The following is a 17,387-nucleotide window of genomic DNA, read 5'->3' as shown; positions in this document are numbered from 1 at the left end:
GGGCGTCTTCGTAGCTCGGGAACTCGATCACCACGTTGCGCGACCGGGCCTGGCCCATCACCGCCTCGTGGGCGCCCCCGCGCACGAGGAAGCGGCCGCCGAACTTGGCGAAGGCGGCACCGTTGGCCGCCACATAGTCCTTGTAGGCCTCCGCGTCGCGGACATCGACCCGCGCGATCCAGTAGCCCTTCGTCATGCCGGCGCCTCCTCGCTCGGGTGCGAAGTGGATCCCGGGCGTCCGAAGGCAATGGCGGAGGGGATCAGGTCAGCGCGGCGACGATCGCCTGCACCGCGGCCCGCGGATCCGCGGCACCGGTGATCGGCCGCCCGACCACCACGTGGTCGATCCCCGCGTCCCGCGCCTGCCCGGGCGTCATGACCCGCTTCTGGTCGCCGGCCGCCGCGCCCGCCGGGCGGATCCCCGGGGTGACGATCAGCCTTTCCGGCCCGACGATCCGCCGGATCGAGACCGCCTCGGCCGCGGAGCAGACCAAGCCGTCGATGCCGATCTCCGCGGCCTGGGCGGCCCGCTTCGCCACGAGCTCCGCCACCGGCAGGGCGTAGCCGGCCTCGGCGGCGTCGGCATCGTCGTAGGAGGTCAGCACCGTCACGGCCAGGATCTTTAGGCCCGCGCCCCGCCCGCGGAGCGCCGCCCGCATAGTCTGCGGATAGGCATGCACGGTGAGGAAGGTGGCGCCGGATCCCGAGGCCGCGCGCACGCCCTCCGCGACGGTGTTGCCGATGTCGTGGAGCTTCAGGTCAAGGAAGACCTTGAGGCCGCGCGCCACCAGCCGCTCGGCCAGCGCCAGCCCGCCCGCGTAAGCGAGCTGGTAGCCGATCTTGTAGAACGTCGCGGCCTCGCCGATCCGGTCGATCAGCGCCTCGGCCTCGGGCACGCCGGGCAGATCGAGGGCGACGATCAGGCGGTCGCGGGGGTCGGCGGTGTCGGTCATCGGGCGTCCTTCCGGCTCGCGGCACGGATCACGGCCCGGCCGGGGCTGTCAATCGGCCGCCGGACGCTCGATCGCCCCTACCGGCCCTGGCGCGCGCCCTGCCGCCCGCGCCGCCCGGCCGGGCCCGGCCCCGGCCCCGGCCACCGCGCCATTTTTCGCACGGTTGCCGTCTCATCACCCCGCCATAGCTGCACCGCGGGAACCTGATCGACCCCGGGGCCTTCTCCCACCATCTGATAGATCCTGCCGCGCTTGCGCCCCGGTGCGCGCGGCCAATGACGAGGACGGTGGCCCGATGCGGCGCGCCCACAGCATGGATTTCGGGGCCGAGATGGTCGAGGGCGGCGTCCGCTTCGCCCTCTGGGCCCCCACCGCCAAGAGCGTCGATCTCGTCGTCAACGGCACCGACCATCCCCTGCCCGAATCCGGCGGCGGCTGGCGGCGCACCGCCCTGCCCGGGGTCAAGCCCGGCGCCCGCTACGGCTTCCGCATCGACGGCGACCTCGTCGTCCCCGATCCCGCCTCACGCTTCCAGCCGGACGACGTCGGGGGCCTCAGCGAGGTGCTCGACCCGCGCGCCTTCGCGTGGTCGGACGAGGCCTGGACCGGGCGGCCCTTCGAGGAGGCGGTGATCTACGAGTGCCATGTCGGCACCGCGACCCCGGAGGGGACCTATGCCGGTCTCCAGGCGCGCCTGCCCGACCTCAAGGCGCTCGGCGTCACCGCGATCGAGCTGCTGCCGCTCGCCGACTTCAAGGGCTCGCGCAACTGGGGCTACGACGGCGTGCTGCCCTACGCGCCCGACGGCGCCTATGGCCGCCCGGAAGATCTCAAGCGCCTGATCGACGCCGCCCACGGGCTCGGGCTGATGGTCTATCTCGACGCGGTCTACAACCATTTCGGCCCGGCCGGGAACTACCTCCACGCCTACGCCAAGACCTTCTTCACCGAGCGCCACCAGACCCCCTGGGGCGCGGGCATCAACTTCGACGGCAAGGAGAGCGGCGCCACTGTGCGGCAGTTCTTCATCCAGAACGCCCTGTACTGGCTGGAGGAATACCGTTTCGACGGCCTGCGCTTCGACGCCGTCCACGCGATCCTCGACGATTCGCCGCGCCATTTCCTGGCCGAGCTCGGCGAAACGGTCCGCAAGACCTTCCCGGACCGGCAGATCCACCTGATGCTGGAGAACGAGGCCAATCAGGCGCGCTGGCTGGAGCGCGACGCCGCCGGCCGGCCGAAGATGCACGACGCGCAATGGGCCGACGACCTGCACCATGGCTGGCACGTGCTGCTCACCGGCGAAGACGCCGGCTATTATAAGAGCTTTGCCGACAAACCGGTCGCCCACCTCGCCCGGTGCCTCGCGGAGGGATTCGCCTATCAGGGCGAGCCGTTCGCGACCCTGGACAACCACCCCCGCGGCGAGCCCTCCGGGCACCTCCCGCCCTCCGCCTTCGTGACCTTCCTGCAGAACCACGATCAGGTCGGCAACCGGGCGCTGGGCGAGCGGCTCAGCCACCTGGCGGATCCGAAGAAACTCGATCTCGCCCGGGCCGGGCTGCTGCTGGCCCCGCAGATCCCGATGCTCTGGATGGGCGAGGAATGGTCGGCCTCGGCGCCGTTCCTGTTCTTCGTCGACTTCGCCCCGGACGAGGCGCTGAACACGGCGGTGCGCGACGGCCGCCGCCGGGAATTCAAGAGCTTTGCCGCCTTCGCGGACGATACCGGGAAGATCCCCGATCCCACGGAGCGTGAGACCTTCGAGGCCTCGAAGCTCGACTGGTCGGAGCGCGACCGCTCGCCCCATCGCGAGGTGCTGGCCGAGACGACGCGGCTGCTGGCCCTGCGCCGCGACGTGGTCGTGCCCCTGGCGAAGTCCGGCTACCGGGGCGCCGCCGCGACCCTGCCGCGGCCGGACGTGGTCGACTGCACGTGGCGCTTCGGCGCCGGAACCCTGCGCTGCGTCGCCAATTTCGGGGACGCGGCCTATGCGGTCGATCCGGGCGGCGCCCGGGTGGTCTGGACCAACGCCCCTGACACGACCGGACGGGACCTGCCTTCCTGGACCGGCGTGTTCCTCTCGGAGTCCCGCTCGTGAGCCCCCTGGAACAGCTCGCCGATCTGGTCGGCGTCGCCGCCGGCTACACGGACGCCTTCGGCAAGCCCGTCGAGACCTCCCTGGAGGTGCGCCGCGGCCTGCTCGCGGCCCTGGGTTTCGCGGTGGACGACGAGGCCGCGATCGCCGGGAGCCTCGCCGAGGTCGAGCACCTGCGCCGCGGCCCGATCCCGCCGCTCCTGCCGGTGGAGGCCCGTCGCACCGCCCGGGTGCCGGTCCGCGTTCAGGACGGCGCGCCCCATACCCTGGTCTGGCGCCTCGTGGACGCCCGCGGGACGGCCCGCGAGGGCCGGGCCAATCTGCAGGGTCCGGAGCCGGGCTTCGAGCTGCCGCCGCTGACACCCGGCTATCACCGCCTCACCGTCCAGGCCGGGCAGAGCCGGGCCGAGGCCTGGGTGATCGCCGCGCCGCAGCGCTGCTGGCGCCCGCGGCCCTACACGGAGGAGGGGGCTTCCGACTGGGGCCTGGCCGCGCAGCTCTACGGCCTGCGCTCGGCCACCAATATCGGCATCGGCACCTATGCGGATGCAGGCGAGGCGGCCCGCGAGGCGGCCCTGCGCGGGGCGGCCTTCCTCGGGCTGAGCCCGGTCCACGCCCTGTTCGCCTCCGACCGGACCAAGATCTCCCCCTACTCGCCGTCCTCGCGCCTGTTCCTGGAGACCCTGTTCATCGCGCCCCGTAGCCTGCCGGGACTGGCGGGATCCCGGGCCGAGGCGCTGCTCGCCGCGCGCGAAGACGCCATCGCGGCGTTGCGCGAGGCGGCGCTGGTCGACCACCAGGGCGTGCACGACGTGCTCGAGCCGGTGCTCCGGGCCCTGTGGGCGGATTCGCCGGCCCGGGCCGGGACGGACGCGGGCTTCCAGCACTTTCGCCAGGAGGGCGGCGCGGATCTCGAAGCCCACGCGGTGTTCGAGGCCCTGGCGGAGCATTTCCGGGGGCAGGGGGCCCATTGGCTGGGCGACTGGCCGGAGGAATACCGCCGTGCCGGCACGGAGGCGGTGCAGGCCTTCGCGGCGGAGAACGCGGAGGCCGTCAGCTACCATGCGTGGCTGCAATACCTCGCCGACCGGCAGCTCGCGGAGGCCTCCGCGGCGGCGCTCGGGGCCGGCATGCGGGTCGGGCTCTACCGCGACCTCGCGGTCGGCGCCGACCGGGGCGGCTCCGAGATCTGGTCGCATCCCGAGCGCTTCGCCGACAAGGTGTCGATCGGCGCGCCCCCGGACCTCCTCGCCCCCAAGGGCCAGAACTGGGGCCTGCCGGCCTTCGACCCGCTGGCGATGGAGCGCGACGGCCTCGCGGCGTTCCGGGCCCTGGTCCAGGCCAACATGCGCCACGCCGGCGCGATCCGGATCGACCACGCCTTCCAGCTCGCCCGCCTGTTCCTGATCCCGCTGGGCGCGGGCGCCCAGGCCGGCGCCTACGTGGCCATGCCGTTCGAGCCGATGCTGGCGGTGCTGCGGCTGGAGAGCCACCGCAACAAGTGCCTGGTCATCGCCGAGGATCTCGGCACCGCCCCCGAGGGGTTTTCCGACGCCCTGATGCGGGCCGGCGTCCTGAGCTACCGGATCCTGGCCTTCGAGCGGGAAGGGGACGGCCGGTTCAAGGCTCCTGCCGCCTATCCGCGCGACGCGCTCACCGCGATCACCACCCACGATCTGCCGACCTTCGTCGGCTGGTGGCGCGGGGTCGACACCGACACACGCCAATCGCTCGGCCTGTACGATCAGGACCGCGCCGAGGCCGAGCGCAACGAGCGGGTGGTCGAGCGCCGCCGCCTCACCGAGGCGCTGGCCGGGGAGCAGCTGCTGCCCTCGGCCGAGCCGCCGGAGGCCGCGCCCTTCGAGGCCGCCGCCCGCTACCTCGCCCGGGCGCCGTCGATGCTGACCGCCGTCCAGTACGAGGACGTGGTCTCGGAACTCGCCCAGGCCAACGTCCCGGGTTCCACCGAGGGCTACCCGAACTGGCGGCGCAAGCTCGACCGGGACCTGACCGACATCGCCGCCCCCGGCGGCCCGCTGGCCAAGCTGGCGGCGGCGCTCTCGGCCGAGGCGCGGGGGCCGCGCTCCGGGGCCGCCCGGCTCGCGGTGCCGCCGCCGCAATCGACCTACCGGCTCCAGTTCCACAAGGACTTCACCTTTGCGGATGCGGAACGCATCGTCCCCTATCTGAAGACCCTCGGGATCAGCCACGTCTACGCCTCCCCGCTCCAGAAGGCCCGGGCCGGCTCGACGCACGGCTACGATATCGTCGACCACGGGGCGCTCAACCCGGAACTCGGCGGCGAGGCGGGCTTCGTCGCCCTGTCCGACACCCTGCGGGCGCACGGGATCAAGCTCCTCCTCGACATCGTGCCGAACCACATGGGCGTCGGCGGGGCCGACAATCCCTGGTGGCTCTCGGTCCTGGAATGGGGCTCCCTGTCGCCCTTCGCCGACGCCTTCGACATCGACTGGCAGCGCCTCGGGGCCGGGCGGAATCTCGTGATCCCGTTCCTCGGCGACCGCTACGGCGAGGCCCTGGAGAAGGGCACGCTGACGCTGAAGTTCGACCCCGAGACCGGGGCCTTCAGCGTCTGGCACTACGAGCACCAGCTGCCGATCCGGCCCCTGAGCTACCCGACTATCCTCAACCGGGTGATCGCCGCCATCGGGGCGGTGGACGACGACACCACCGCAGAGCTGCTCGCCATCTCCGAGCGCCTGCGCGCCATGGCGATCGACACCGACGAGACCCGCCGCAAAGGCTTCCCCGAGGAGGCGGAAGGGTTGAAGCGCCGGCTCGCCGAGATCTACGGCGTGTCGCCGCTGATCCAGGAGGCCACCGCCAGCACGCTCGCGCTGCTCAACGGCTTCAAGGGCCGGCCGGACAGCTTCGGGCCGCTGCACCGGCTGCTGGAGGCTCAGGCCTACCGGCTCGCCCATTGGCGGGTGGCCTCGAGCGACATCAACTACCGCCGGTTCTTCGACGTGAACTCGCTCGCCGGCCTGCGGGTCGAGCTGTCCGACATCTTCCACCGCTCCCACGAGACCGTGTTCCGGCACGTCCGCGCGGGCCGGATCGACGGGTTGCGCGTCGACCACATCGACGGGCTGGCCGACCCGCTGGGCTACGCGCGGGCGCTGCAGGCCGCCGTGGGCCCCGGCTTCTACGTGGTGGTCGAAAAGATCCTGGAGCCCGGCGAGCGGCTGCGGCCCTGGCCGGTGGCCGGGACCACGGGCTACGACGTGCTCAACCAGCTCGACGGGATCCTGGTCGACAAGGGTAGGCGCGGGAAGGTCGAGCGCCTCTACACCTGGGCCACGGGCTTCGACGAGCCCTACGGGTTCCAGCTCCGCGCCGCCAAGGCCGAGATCCTGGAGATCAGCTTCGCCAGCGAGTTGGAGGTGCTGACCTCCGACCTTAAGGAGGTCGCCGACGCCGACCGGCGCACCCGCGACTTCACCGTCAACGCGCTCCGCCGGGCGCTGATCGAGATCATCGCGCGCTTCCCGACCTACCGCAGCTACCTGCCGCCGGAGCTGGAGGAGGGCGAGGTCGAGCCCGAGGACGTGCGCCTGATCGAGGGCGCGGTCGCCAAGGCCAAGCGCTGGTCGGGCCTGCCGGACCGCTCGGTCCACGATTTCGCCGCCGAGGTCCTGCTCGGGCGGATCGAGACGACGGGCCCGGGCCGTCCGGACCCGCGGGTGGCCCTGCGCTTCCGCCGCCGGTTCCAGCAGCTCACCGGCCCGGTCATGGCCAAGAGCCTGGAGGACACGCTGTTCTACCGGTACGCGTGCCTCCTCGGCCTCAACGAGGTCGGCGGCGATCCGGGGGAATACGGCATCGACGCGGAGCATTTCCACGACCTGCAGGTCGCCCGCGCCCGCGACTGGCCGAACGCCATGATCACCACGGCGACCCACGACACCAAGCGCGGCGAGGATGCCCGCACCCGGCTGCTCGCCCTCTCGGAGATCCCGGAGGAATGGGCCGGGGCCTGGGACCTGTGGCAGCGCGCGGCCGGACCGCACCTCGCCCGGATCGACGGCGAGCCCGCCCCCGACGCCAACGACCAGTGGATGTTCTTCCAGGCGATCCTCGGCGCCTGGCCCCTGGAGCTGCTGGAGCGGGACGAGCCCGCCGTGATCGCGACGTTCCGCGACCGCCTGATCGCCTACGGCGAGAAGGCGATGCGCGAGGGCAAGCGCCGGTCGAGCTGGGTCAATGTCGACGAGGTCTACGAGGGCGCGGTCAGGAAGCTGTTTTCCGCGCTGATCGCCCCGGGCTCCGACTTCCTGCGCGCGCTCCGGCCCTTCGCCCGGCGGCTCGCCCATCTCGGCATGCTGGCGAGCCTCGGCCGGACGGTCCTGAAATGCACCCTGCCGGGCCTGCCCGACACCTACCAGGGCACGGAACTCTGGGACTTCTCCTTCGTCGATCCCGACAACCGCCGCCCGGTGGATTACCCGGCCCTGGAACGGATGCTCGAACAGGGCGGCGAACCGGCGGCCCTGCTGGCGCATTGGCCGGACGGGCGGGTCAAGCAGGCGACGCTCGCACGGCTCCTCACGGAGCGGGCCGAGCGCCCGGACTTCTACGCCAGCGCCGCCTACGAGCCCGTCGCGGCCGCGGGCGCCCGGGCCGACCACGTGATCGCCTATCGGCGGACCGATCCGGGCCAGGAGGGCGGCGACCTGTTCGTGGCGGTGCCGCGGCTCGTGGCCGGGCTCGTCGGCGAGACAACCTGGTCGGGGGAGGCTTTTGCCGGCACCCGGGTCGATCTGGGGGTCGGGACCCGCTGGCGCGACCTCGCGACGGGGCGGATCGTCGAAGGGGAGGGGGCCGATCTCGGCGTCCTCCTGCGCGATCTGCCCTACGTGGTGCTGCGGCGGGAATCGTGAGGGGACCGGCGCCCCCGCTTCTCTCCCTCCCCCGCAAAGGGGGGAGGGGACGCGCAGGGTGGCAGGTGCGGCAGCGCGTATTCCAAAACGTCCCTCCGCAGCCTTGTCATCCAACTCTGCTGAGACACGTCGAACTGCGCGGCACAGCCACACGCTTCGGGCGTTACGACACAGTGAACGGGAGCCAGGGGCCAGCATGAACGCACCGACCAAAGCCGCCGCGACGTCCGGGGCCGAGGCCGTCCTGCCCGCCGCCCTGGCGCCCCGGGCCGAGGGGCCGCGGATCTACAACCTGTTCCCGCTCCTGGTCGGGCGCGTGTCGGACTGGACCGCCGAGCTGCCCCGGATCGCGAGCCTCGGCTTCGACTGGATCTACCTCAACCCGTTCCACCAGACCGGGGGCTCGCGGAGCCTGTACGCGGTCGCCGATCCCGAGCGCCTCGACGAGCGGTTCCGGGACCAGGACGGCACCCCGGACGACGCGCAGATCCAGCGTTTCTGTGCCGCCGCCAAGGCCGCCGGCCTGTCGGTGATGACCGATCTCGTGATCAACCACACCGCCGACAACGCCCGGCTCGCCACCGAGCGGCCCGACCTGTTCATGAAGGAGCCCGACGGCTCGATCATGCACCCGGCCGCGGTGGATCCGGACGATCCGTCGATCCGCACCGTCTGGGGCGACCTCGCCGAACTCGACTACCACACCCAAGCCGCCCGGGACGAGCTGACCCGGATCTGGGGCGCCTACGTCGCCCGGCTCCAGGGGCTCGGCGTGGCCGGCTTCCGGTGCGATGCCGCCTACAAGGTGCCGCCGGAGACCTGGCGCGTGCTGATTGGGGAGGCCAAGGGCCGGGATCCCGCCTGCCTGTTCGCCGCCGAGACCCTCGGCTGCACCTTCGAGGAGGCGAAGGCCACGGCCGGCGCCGGCTTCGACTACCTGTTCAACTCCTTCGCGTGGTGGGACCTGCAGAAGCCCTGGGCCCTGGAGCAGTACGAGCGCCTGCGGGTGCTGGCGCCGTCCATCGCCTTCCCCGAGAACCACGACATGAAGCGCCTCGCCGCCGGGATCGGCGGCGGCCCCGAGGCGGTGGCGGCGCATCTGCGCACCCGCTACGCCCTCGCCGCCTTCTTCTCGGCGGGCGTGCTGATGCCGATCGGCTACGAGTGGGGCTACCGCCGGGCGCTGCACGTGGTCGAGACCACCCCGCGCGACCGCGAGAGCGAGACCGGGATCGACATCTCTGGCTATGTCCGGGCGGTCAACGCCCTGCGGGCCGAGCTGCCGGCCGCCAATGTCGAGGGCGCGCAGCTGCGGATCTCCGCGCCCGACAGCGACCTGGTGGCGCTCGCCCGGTTCGACACCGGCCATCCGGCCTCGGCGCGGCACGGGCTGATCGTGCTCTACAACCCGACCGAAAGACCGGTGCCGGTGGATGCCGGCACGCTGATCGCCCGCACCGGCGGGATGCTCGGCGCCTTCGTCGACCGGACGCCCGGGGCCGAGCCGATCGCCTTCCATCCCGGCAGCGCCATCGATCTGCTCCCGGGCGAATTGCGCATCCTCGCGGCGGGCACCCAGCAGGCCGCCGAGTTCCCCGATCGGGGCTCCCCGGACGGTGAGGGCCGGGTCGTGATCGAGGCGGTCACCCCCGAGATCGACGGCGGCCGCTCGGCGGTGAAGCGGATCGTCGGCGAATCCCTGCGGGTCGAGGCCGACATCTTCTCCGACGGCCACGAGATCATCGACGCCGCGATCCTGTCGCGGGTCGCCGGCAGCGAGGGCTGGCGCGAGGACCCGATGGTCTTCGCCGACAACGACCGCTGGGCCGGGCACTTCCCCCTGGAGAAAAACGCCCGCTACGAGTTCACCCTGATCGCGTGGCGCGACCCGTTCTCCTCCTGGATCCGCGACACCCTGAAGAAGCGCGCGGCCGGGGTCGACATCCGCCTGGAGACGATCGAGGGCGTGACCGTCGTCGAGACCGCCGCCGCCCTCGCCCGGACCCGGGGCGGCCGCGACGCGGAGCGCCTCGCCGCCCTGGTGGCGGCGCTGGCCGCCGAGGAGGCGGGCTCGCCCGCCCAGCTCGACCGGATCCTCCAGCCCGACGCCGCGAGCCTCGTGCGCCGGAATGCCGAGCGGGTGAATCTCACCCGCTATCCCGTGACCCTGCCGGTGATCGCCGACCGCCTCGCGGCCCGGTTCTCGGCCTGGTACGAGATCTTTCCGCGCTCGCAATCGATGGACGTGAACCGCCACGGCACCTTCGACGACGTGATCCGGCGGCTCCCCGAGATCCGCGAGCTCGGCTTCGACGTCCTCTACTTCACGCCGATCCACCCCGTGGGAAGAACCAACCGCAAGGGGAAGAACAACACCCTCAAGGCCGAGCCCGGCGATGTCGGCTCGGTCTACGCGGTGGGCGCGGAGGAGGGCGGCCACGAGGCCGTGCATCCCGACCTCGGCACGCTCCAGGATTTCGAGCGGCTGGTGGCGGCGAGCCACGCCTCCGGGATGGAGATCGCGCTGGACTTCGCGATCCAGTGCTCGCCGGACCATCCCTGGATCAAGAACCACCCGGAATGGTTCGAGTGGCGCCCCGACGGCACGCTGAAATTCGCCGAGAACCCCCCGAAGAAGTACGAGGACATCTCGAACGTCCATTTCTACGGCGGGGCCCTGCCCGGGCTGTGGATCGAATTGCGCGACATCCTGCTCGGCTGGTGCGCCCGGGGCGTGCGCATCTTCCGGGTCGACAACCCGCACACCAAGCCGATCCCGTTCTGGGAATGGGTGATCGGCGAGGTCAACGGCCGCTATCCGGACGCGATCTTCCTGGCCGAGGCCTTCACCCGGCCGAAGATGATGAAGAAACTCGCCAAGGCCGGCTACCAGCAGAGCTACACCTACTTCACCTGGCGCAACACCAAGCAGGAGCTCACCGATTACGCCCTGGAGCTGGCCGGGGAGATGGGCGAGTACTACCGCCCGAATTTCTTCGCCAACACACCCGACATCAACCCGTATTTCCTCCAGACCAGCGGGCGCGCCGGCTTCGTGATCCGCGGCACGCTCGCCGCCACCCTGTCGTCGGTCTACGGCATCTACAACGGCTTCGAATTGTGCGAGGCGGCGCCGTATCCGGGCAAGGAGGAGTACCTGAACTCGGAAAAATACGAGCTGAAGGCCTGGGACGATCACCGGCCGGGGAACATCCGCGCGCATATCGTCAAGCTCAACACGATCCGGCGCGAGAACCCGGCCCTCTGGGATTTCCGCAACGTCGTCTTCACCGGGGCCTTCAACGATCAGATCATCGCCTACGCGAAGGCGACGCCGGAGCGCGACAATTGCGTCTTCACCATGGTCAACCTCGATCCGAAGAACCGCCAGGAATGCACCTACGAGGTGCCGCTCTGGCTGTTCGGCCTGCCCGACGACGGTGCCGTCGAGGTCGAGGACCTGCTCCAGGGCTACACGTTCGAGTTGCGCGGCAAGACCCACCGCATCGCCCTCGATCCGGCCGAGCGATCCTGCGTGATCTGGCGCCTCCGGGCGCCGCGGCGGGTTGCGGGCTGAGCCCGCCCGTGGCACTCGGCCATGGCAGTTGAATCCTGCGGCGGGCGTTCCCGTCGCCGACCCTTGCACCCGCGCGGCGGCCGACCGACCGCGTCCCGGCCGGTCCCCCCGCCGGTCCCGTCAGATCCGACCGATGAGGCAGCGACGCGATGATCGATCGCAGCGACCCGCAATGGTACCGTGACGCCATCATCTACCAGATCCACGTCAAGTCGTTCTTCGACGCGAACAACGACGGGATCGGCGACTTCGAGGGTCTGACCCAGCGCCTCGACTACGTCCGCGACCTCGGCGTCACGGCGATCTGGCTGATGCCGTTCTACCCCTCGCCGCTGCGCGACGACGGCTACGACATCGCCGATTACGAGGGCATCAACCCGTCCTACGGGACCATGGAGGACTTCAAGGCCTTCGTGGCGGCAGCCCATGACCGGGGCCTGCGGGTGATCACCGAACTCGTGATCAACCACACCAGCGACCAGCATCCCTGGTTCCAGGCCGCCCGGGAGGCGCCCCCCGGCTCGCCCGAGCGCGACTTCTACGTCTGGTCGGACACCGACGAGCCGTACAAGGACACGCGGATCATCTTCCTCGACACCGAGGCCTCGAACTGGACCTGGGACCCGGTCGCCAAGCAGTATTTCTGGCACCGGTTCTACAGCCACCAGCCGGACCTGAACTTCGACAACCCCAAGGTGCTGGAAGCGGTCATCGCGACGATGCGCTACTGGCTCGACATGGGCGTCGACGGCCTGCGCCTCGACGCGATCCCCTACCTGATCGAGCGCGACGGCACGAACTGCGAGAACCTCGCCGAAACCCACGATGTGATCAAAAAAATCCGGGCGGCGCTGGATGCCAGCTACCCGGACCGGATGCTGCTCGCCGAGGCCAACCAGTGGCCCGAGGAGACCGCCCAGTATTTCGGCGACGGTGACGAATGCCACATGGCGTTCCACTTCCCGCTGATGCCGCGGATGTACATGGCGATCGCCCGGGAGGACCGGCACCCGATCACCGACATCATGCGCCAGACCCCGGAGATCCCGGAGGGCTGCCAGTGGGCGATCTTCCTGCGGAATCACGACGAGCTCACGCTCGAGATGGTGACCGCCGAGGAGCGCGATTATCTCTGGTCGTTCTACGCCGCCGAGCGGCGGGCCCGGATCAATCTCGGCATCCGCCGCCGCCTCGCGCCGCTCCTCGAGAACGACCGGCGCAAGATCGAATTGATGAAGTCCCTCGTCCTGTCGATGCCCGGCACGCCGGTGCTCTATTACGGCGACGAGATCGGCATGGGCGACAACATCTATCTCGGCGACCGCGACGGCGTGCGCACGCCGATGCAGTGGACCCCGGACCGCAACGGCGGCTTCTCCCGGGCGAACCCGCAGAAGCTGTTCCTGCCGGCGATCCAGGACCCGATCTACGGCTTCGACGCGATCAACGTCGAGGCGCAGATCCAGGCGCAGACCAGCCTGCTGAACTGGACGCGGCGCATGATCGCGATCCGCAACAACAGCGTCGCCCTGGGGCGCGGCACGATCCAGTTCCTGTATCCGTCGAACCGCAAGGTGCTCGCCTGGATCCGCGAGCACGAGGACGAGCGGGTCCTGTGCGTGGCCAACCTGTCGCGCGCGCCCCAGGCGGTGCAGCTCGACCTGTCGGAACTGCGCACCGCGGTGCCGATCGAGCTCACCGGCGGCACCGAGTTCCCGCCGATCGGCGACCTGCCCTACCTGCTGACCCTGCCGTCCTACGGCTTCTACTGGTTCTCCCTGAGCGCCGCCCGCTCGGGGGCGATCGGCCCGCAGCAGGAGCTGCCGGAGCTGTTCACCCTGGTGCTGACCGGCGGCATCGAGAGCCTGATGTCGGGCCGCGAGCGCGTCGCCTTCGAGCGCACCGTGGTGCCGCCCTTCCTGACGAGCCGGCGCTGGTTCGGCGCCAAGGGCTCGCGGATCAGGGGCGTGAAGGTGATCGACTGCGCCGCCGTCAAGGACGTGGACGGGAGCGCGCGCTTCCTCCTGCCGCGCCTCGACGTGCAGCTCGCCAACGGCGAGACCCACCAGTACTTCGTGCCGGTGGGCGTCGACGAGGGCCGCGAGGACGAGACGCTGCTGCCCTTCGCGGTGGCGCGGGTGCGCCGGGGGCCGCGCACCGGCCTGCTCTACGGGGCGGCCGGCTCCAACGACTTCGCCGCCGGCCTGATCGACGACATGCGCCGGGCCCGCGAGATTCCCACCGAGAGCGGGCGGCTGGTCTTCGCCGCCACCTCGGCCTTCGACCCGGAGGTCACGGTCGACGTGGCCGACATCCGCCGGCTCTCGGCGGAGCAGAGCAACACCTCGATCGCCATCGGCTCGAAGATGATGCTCAAGCTCCTGCGCCGTCTGCAGCCGGGGATGCATCCCGAGATCGAGGTCGGGCGCTTCCTCACCGAGCAGGCGGGGTTCTCCAACACCCCCGCGCTCCTCGGCACCCTCGAACACGTGGCCGAGGACGGCACGCGGACGGCGCTGGCGGTCCTTCAGAAGTTCGTCATGAACCAGGGCGACGCCTGGACCCTGATGCTGGAGGGCCTGCGCCGGGACTTCGAGACCGTGGTGCTCACCCCCGAGAGCGAGGCCGCGACCCCTGAGGAGGCGTTCCAGGCCCACCGGCCCTGGGCGGAGCTGCTCGGGCGGCGCACCGCCGAGCTGCACGCGGCGCTGGCGACCGAGACCGACGACCCGGCCTTCGCGGCCGAGCCGTTCACCGAGGCCGACCTCGCGGTGCTCGCCCGGGACGCCCGCCACCAGGCCGAGCGCGCCTTCCGGGCGCTGAAAGGGCTCACCGAGCGCGGCCTCGACGCCGGCAAGACCGCCTGCGCGGCCCTCCTCCCGCGCCGGCAGGAGGTCGAGACGCTGATCGACGCGCTCACCGACGCGCCGCCTCTGGGTGCCTACAAGACCCGCATCCACGGCGACTACCACCTGGGGCAGGTCCTGGTCGCCGAGAGCGACCTGATCATCGTCGACTTCGAGGGCGAGCCCTCGCGCCCGGCCGACGAGCGCCGGGCCAAGTCGATGCCCCTGCGTGACGTGGCCGGGCTGATGCGCTCCTTCGCGTATGGTGCCGAGACCGTGACCCGCGAGATCGCCGCCCGGTTCGGCGACACCGAGGAGCGGGCCCGCGACGCCGCCACCGCCTGGCGCGGGATGATCGAGGCGGCGTTCCTCGACGGCTACGAGGCCGCGGTCGTGGGCTCCCGGGCCGCCGTGACCGACCCGGGCACGCGGGCGCGGCTGCTGCGCCTGTGCCTCCTGACCAAGGCCCTGTACGAGGTCGACTACGAGGCCAACAACCGGCCGGACTGGATCGAAATTCCCGCCCGCGGGGTTCTCACCATTCTGGACGCGGACCGACACGAGCCCGGAGCATCGGAATGACGGCGATCGACGAGACCTTCGCAACGCGGGCCGACCCGGAAGCGGCGACGGCGCGGGACGCAGAGGTCCCCGGCTCCGCCGCCGCGGCGCCGAGCGTCCATCCGGACGCGATCGCCGCCCTGATGAGCGCCAGCCACGGCGACCCGTTCGCGGTGCTCGGCCCCCACCGGGCCGGGCCGGATGCCTGGGAGGTGCGCGCCGTCCTGCCCGAGGCCCGGGCCGCCACCCTGGTGATGGACGGGCGCAGCGTGCCCTTCGAGAAGCGCCACCCGGACGGGTTCTACGTCGCCCGGGTCGAGGGCGAGCACCGGCCGCTCTACGAGATCGAGGTCGAGGCCTGGGACGGATCGAAGCGCCGCCGCTACGACCCCTACGGCTTCGGCTCGTCGATCGAGCAGTACGACGTGGCGACCCTGCGCGAGGTCGGCACCAACCTCGTCTACCGGATGCTCGGGGCCCAGTCCGGGCGGCTCGACGGCATCGACGGCTTCCGCTTCGCCGTCTGGGCGCCCAATGCCCGCAAGGTCAGCGTGGTCGGCGACTTCAACGACTGGGACGGCCGGCGCCACCCGATGCGCCTGTGGCAGGACGGCGGCATCTGGGAGCTGTTCGTGCCCGGGCTCACCGCCGGCGTGCGCTACAAGTTCGAGATCCGCGGCCCCGACGGGGCCCTGATCCCGCTCAAGGCCGACCCGGTCGCCTTCGCGGCCCAGCACCCGCCGGAGACCGCCTCGGTCACCCACGGGACCGGGGAGTTCGACTGGCGCGATTCCGGCTGGATGAGCACCCGCGGCGCCAAGGACCCGCGCCACGCGGCGATCTCGGTCTACGAGGTCCATCTCGGCTCCTGGGCGCGGGTGCCCGAGGAGGGCAACCGCTACCTCACCTACAAGGAGCTGGGCGAGCGGCTGATCCCCTACGTCAAGGATCTGGGCTTCACCCATATCGAGATGCTGCCGATCACCGAGTTCCCGTTCGACGGGTCCTGGGGCTACCAGCCGGTCTCGCTGTTCGCCCCGACCAGCCGGTTCGGCACCCCGGAGGAGTTCGCGGCCTTCGTGGACGCCGCCCACGAGGCCGGCATCGGCGTGCTGCTCGACTGGGTGCCGGGCCACTTCCCGCTCGACGCCCACGGGCTCGGCCAGTTCGATGGCACGCACCTCTACGAGCACGCCGATCCCCGCCAGGGCTTCCACCAGGATTGGGGCACCTACATCTACAATTTCGGGCGCACGGAGGTCGCGACCTTCCTGGCCGCCAACGCCCGGTTCTGGCTCGAGCACTACCACCTCGACGGCCTGCGCGTGGATGCGGTCGCCTCGATGCTCTACCTCGACTATTCGCGCCGCCAGGGCGAGTGGATCCCGAACCGCTACGGCGGCAACGAGAACCTCGACGCCATCGACTTCCTGCGCAAGACCAATGAGGCGACCTACAGCCACGCCCCGGGCACGATCACCGTGGCCGAGGAATCGACCTCGTGGCCCGGCGTCTCGCACCCGACCTATACCGGCGGGCTCGGCTTCGGCTTCAAGTGGAACATGGGCTGGATGCACGACACCCTGCATTTCATGCAGGAGGATCCGATCCATCGCCGCTACCATCACCACAACCTGACCTTCGGGCTGCTCTACGCCTTCTCGGAGAACTTCATCCTGCCGCTCTCCCACGACGAGGTCGTGCACGGGAAGGGCTCGCTGCTGAACAAGATGCCCGGCGACCGCTGGCAGAAATTCGCGAACCTGCGCGCCTATTTCGGCTTCATGTGGGGGCATCCCGGCAAGAAGCTGCTGTTCATGGGCGGCGAGTTCGGCCAGGAGCGGGAGTGGAACCACGACACCAGCCTGGACTGGCACCTGCTCGACGATCCCCTGCACAAGGGCGTCAAGGACGTGGTCCGGGACCTCAACCGGCTCTACGTCGCGACGCCCGCCCTCCACAGCCGCGACGTGGAGCAGACCGGCTTCCAGTGGCTGGTGGCGGACGACCAGGACAACAGCGTCATCGCCTGGGCCCGCAAGGGCGCCGAGCCGGGCCAGGTCGCCATCGTGGTGTCGAACTTCACCCCGATCCCCCGGGAGGGCTACCGGATCGGCGTGCCGGAGGCGGGCTTCTACCGCGAGGCGTTCAACTCGGATGCCGGCGTCTACGGCGGCTCGAACCTCGGCAACAACGGCGGCGGTCACAGCGACGGACAGGCGAGCCACGGCCAGGCCCAATCCCTGTCGCTGACCCTGCCGCCGCTGGCCACGATGATCTTCGTGCTGGAGCGGTGACGTAAATCCCGCCCGCCCTCTGCGGGCTACCGGATTCACACATCTCAGTCTGACGCCAACACGCTGAAAACAGAGCGCTTTTCCCCTCCCCCTTGTGGGGAGGGGTCAGGGGTGGGGGTGGCTCAGAAGGCACCGCACCGCTCCATCCTCCAAC

The 17,387-nt window shown here is 71.0% G+C and carries 7 protein-coding genes; 5 read left to right on the top strand and 2 right to left on the bottom strand.

All coding sequences use genetic code 11. The features are described from left to right. A partial coding sequence (locus tag MKK69_RS25210) for a DUF1330 domain-containing protein (protein WP_243972502.1) occupies positions 1–196 on the bottom strand: 196 nt, incomplete at its 3' end. 64 nt (positions 197–260) lie between these two features. Further along, positions 261–953, bottom strand: coding sequence for an orotidine-5'-phosphate decarboxylase (gene pyrF, locus MKK69_RS25205; protein ID WP_243972501.1), 693 nt, complete (start codon positions 951–953; stop codon positions 261–263). 295 nt (positions 954–1,248) lie between these two features. Here pyrF and treZ point away from each other — a divergent pair, with 295 nt between their 5' ends. The 5 genes from treZ to glgB all read left to right on the top strand — a co-directional run bounded on the left by treZ (position 1,249) and on the right by glgB (position 17,233). Continuing rightward, the gene (treZ, locus tag MKK69_RS25200) at positions 1,249–3,054 is read left to right on the top strand and encodes a malto-oligosyltrehalose trehalohydrolase (RefSeq protein WP_243972500.1); all 1,806 of its coding nucleotides are present in this window, start codon (positions 1,249–1,251) and stop codon (positions 3,052–3,054) included. Then, a complete protein-coding gene (locus tag MKK69_RS25195) occupies positions 3,051–7,952 on the top strand; it encodes a malto-oligosyltrehalose synthase (protein WP_243972498.1) in 4,902 nt (1,633 codons plus the stop codon). The genes treZ and MKK69_RS25195 overlap by 4 nt, the downstream gene beginning before the upstream one ends. A gap of 196 nt (positions 7,953–8,148) precedes the next feature. Beyond that, positions 8,149–11,529, top strand: a complete 3,381-nt coding sequence (locus MKK69_RS25190; protein WP_243972496.1) for a maltotransferase domain-containing protein — start codon at positions 8,149–8,151, stop codon at positions 11,527–11,529. 149 nt (positions 11,530–11,678) lie between these two features. Beyond that, positions 11,679–14,957, top strand: a complete 3,279-nt coding sequence (gene treS, locus MKK69_RS25185; protein WP_243972492.1) for a maltose alpha-D-glucosyltransferase — start codon at positions 11,679–11,681, stop codon at positions 14,955–14,957. Next, positions 14,954–17,233 carry a 1,4-alpha-glucan branching protein GlgB gene (gene glgB / locus MKK69_RS25180; protein ID WP_243972490.1) on the top strand — a complete coding sequence of 760 codons (2,280 nt, stop codon included), beginning with the start codon at positions 14,954–14,956 and terminating at the stop codon, positions 17,231–17,233. Before treS ends, glgB begins: the two co-directional genes overlap by 4 nt. Positions 17,234–17,387: the final 154 nt, after the last annotated feature.

The sequence above is a fragment of the Methylobacterium sp. J-026 genome, assembly GCF_022829585.1.
Lineage (GTDB): Bacteria > Pseudomonadota > Alphaproteobacteria > Rhizobiales > Beijerinckiaceae > Methylobacterium.
The sequence above is the reverse complement of the archived record's forward strand: the minus strand, read 5'-3'. Positions and strand labels throughout refer to the sequence as shown.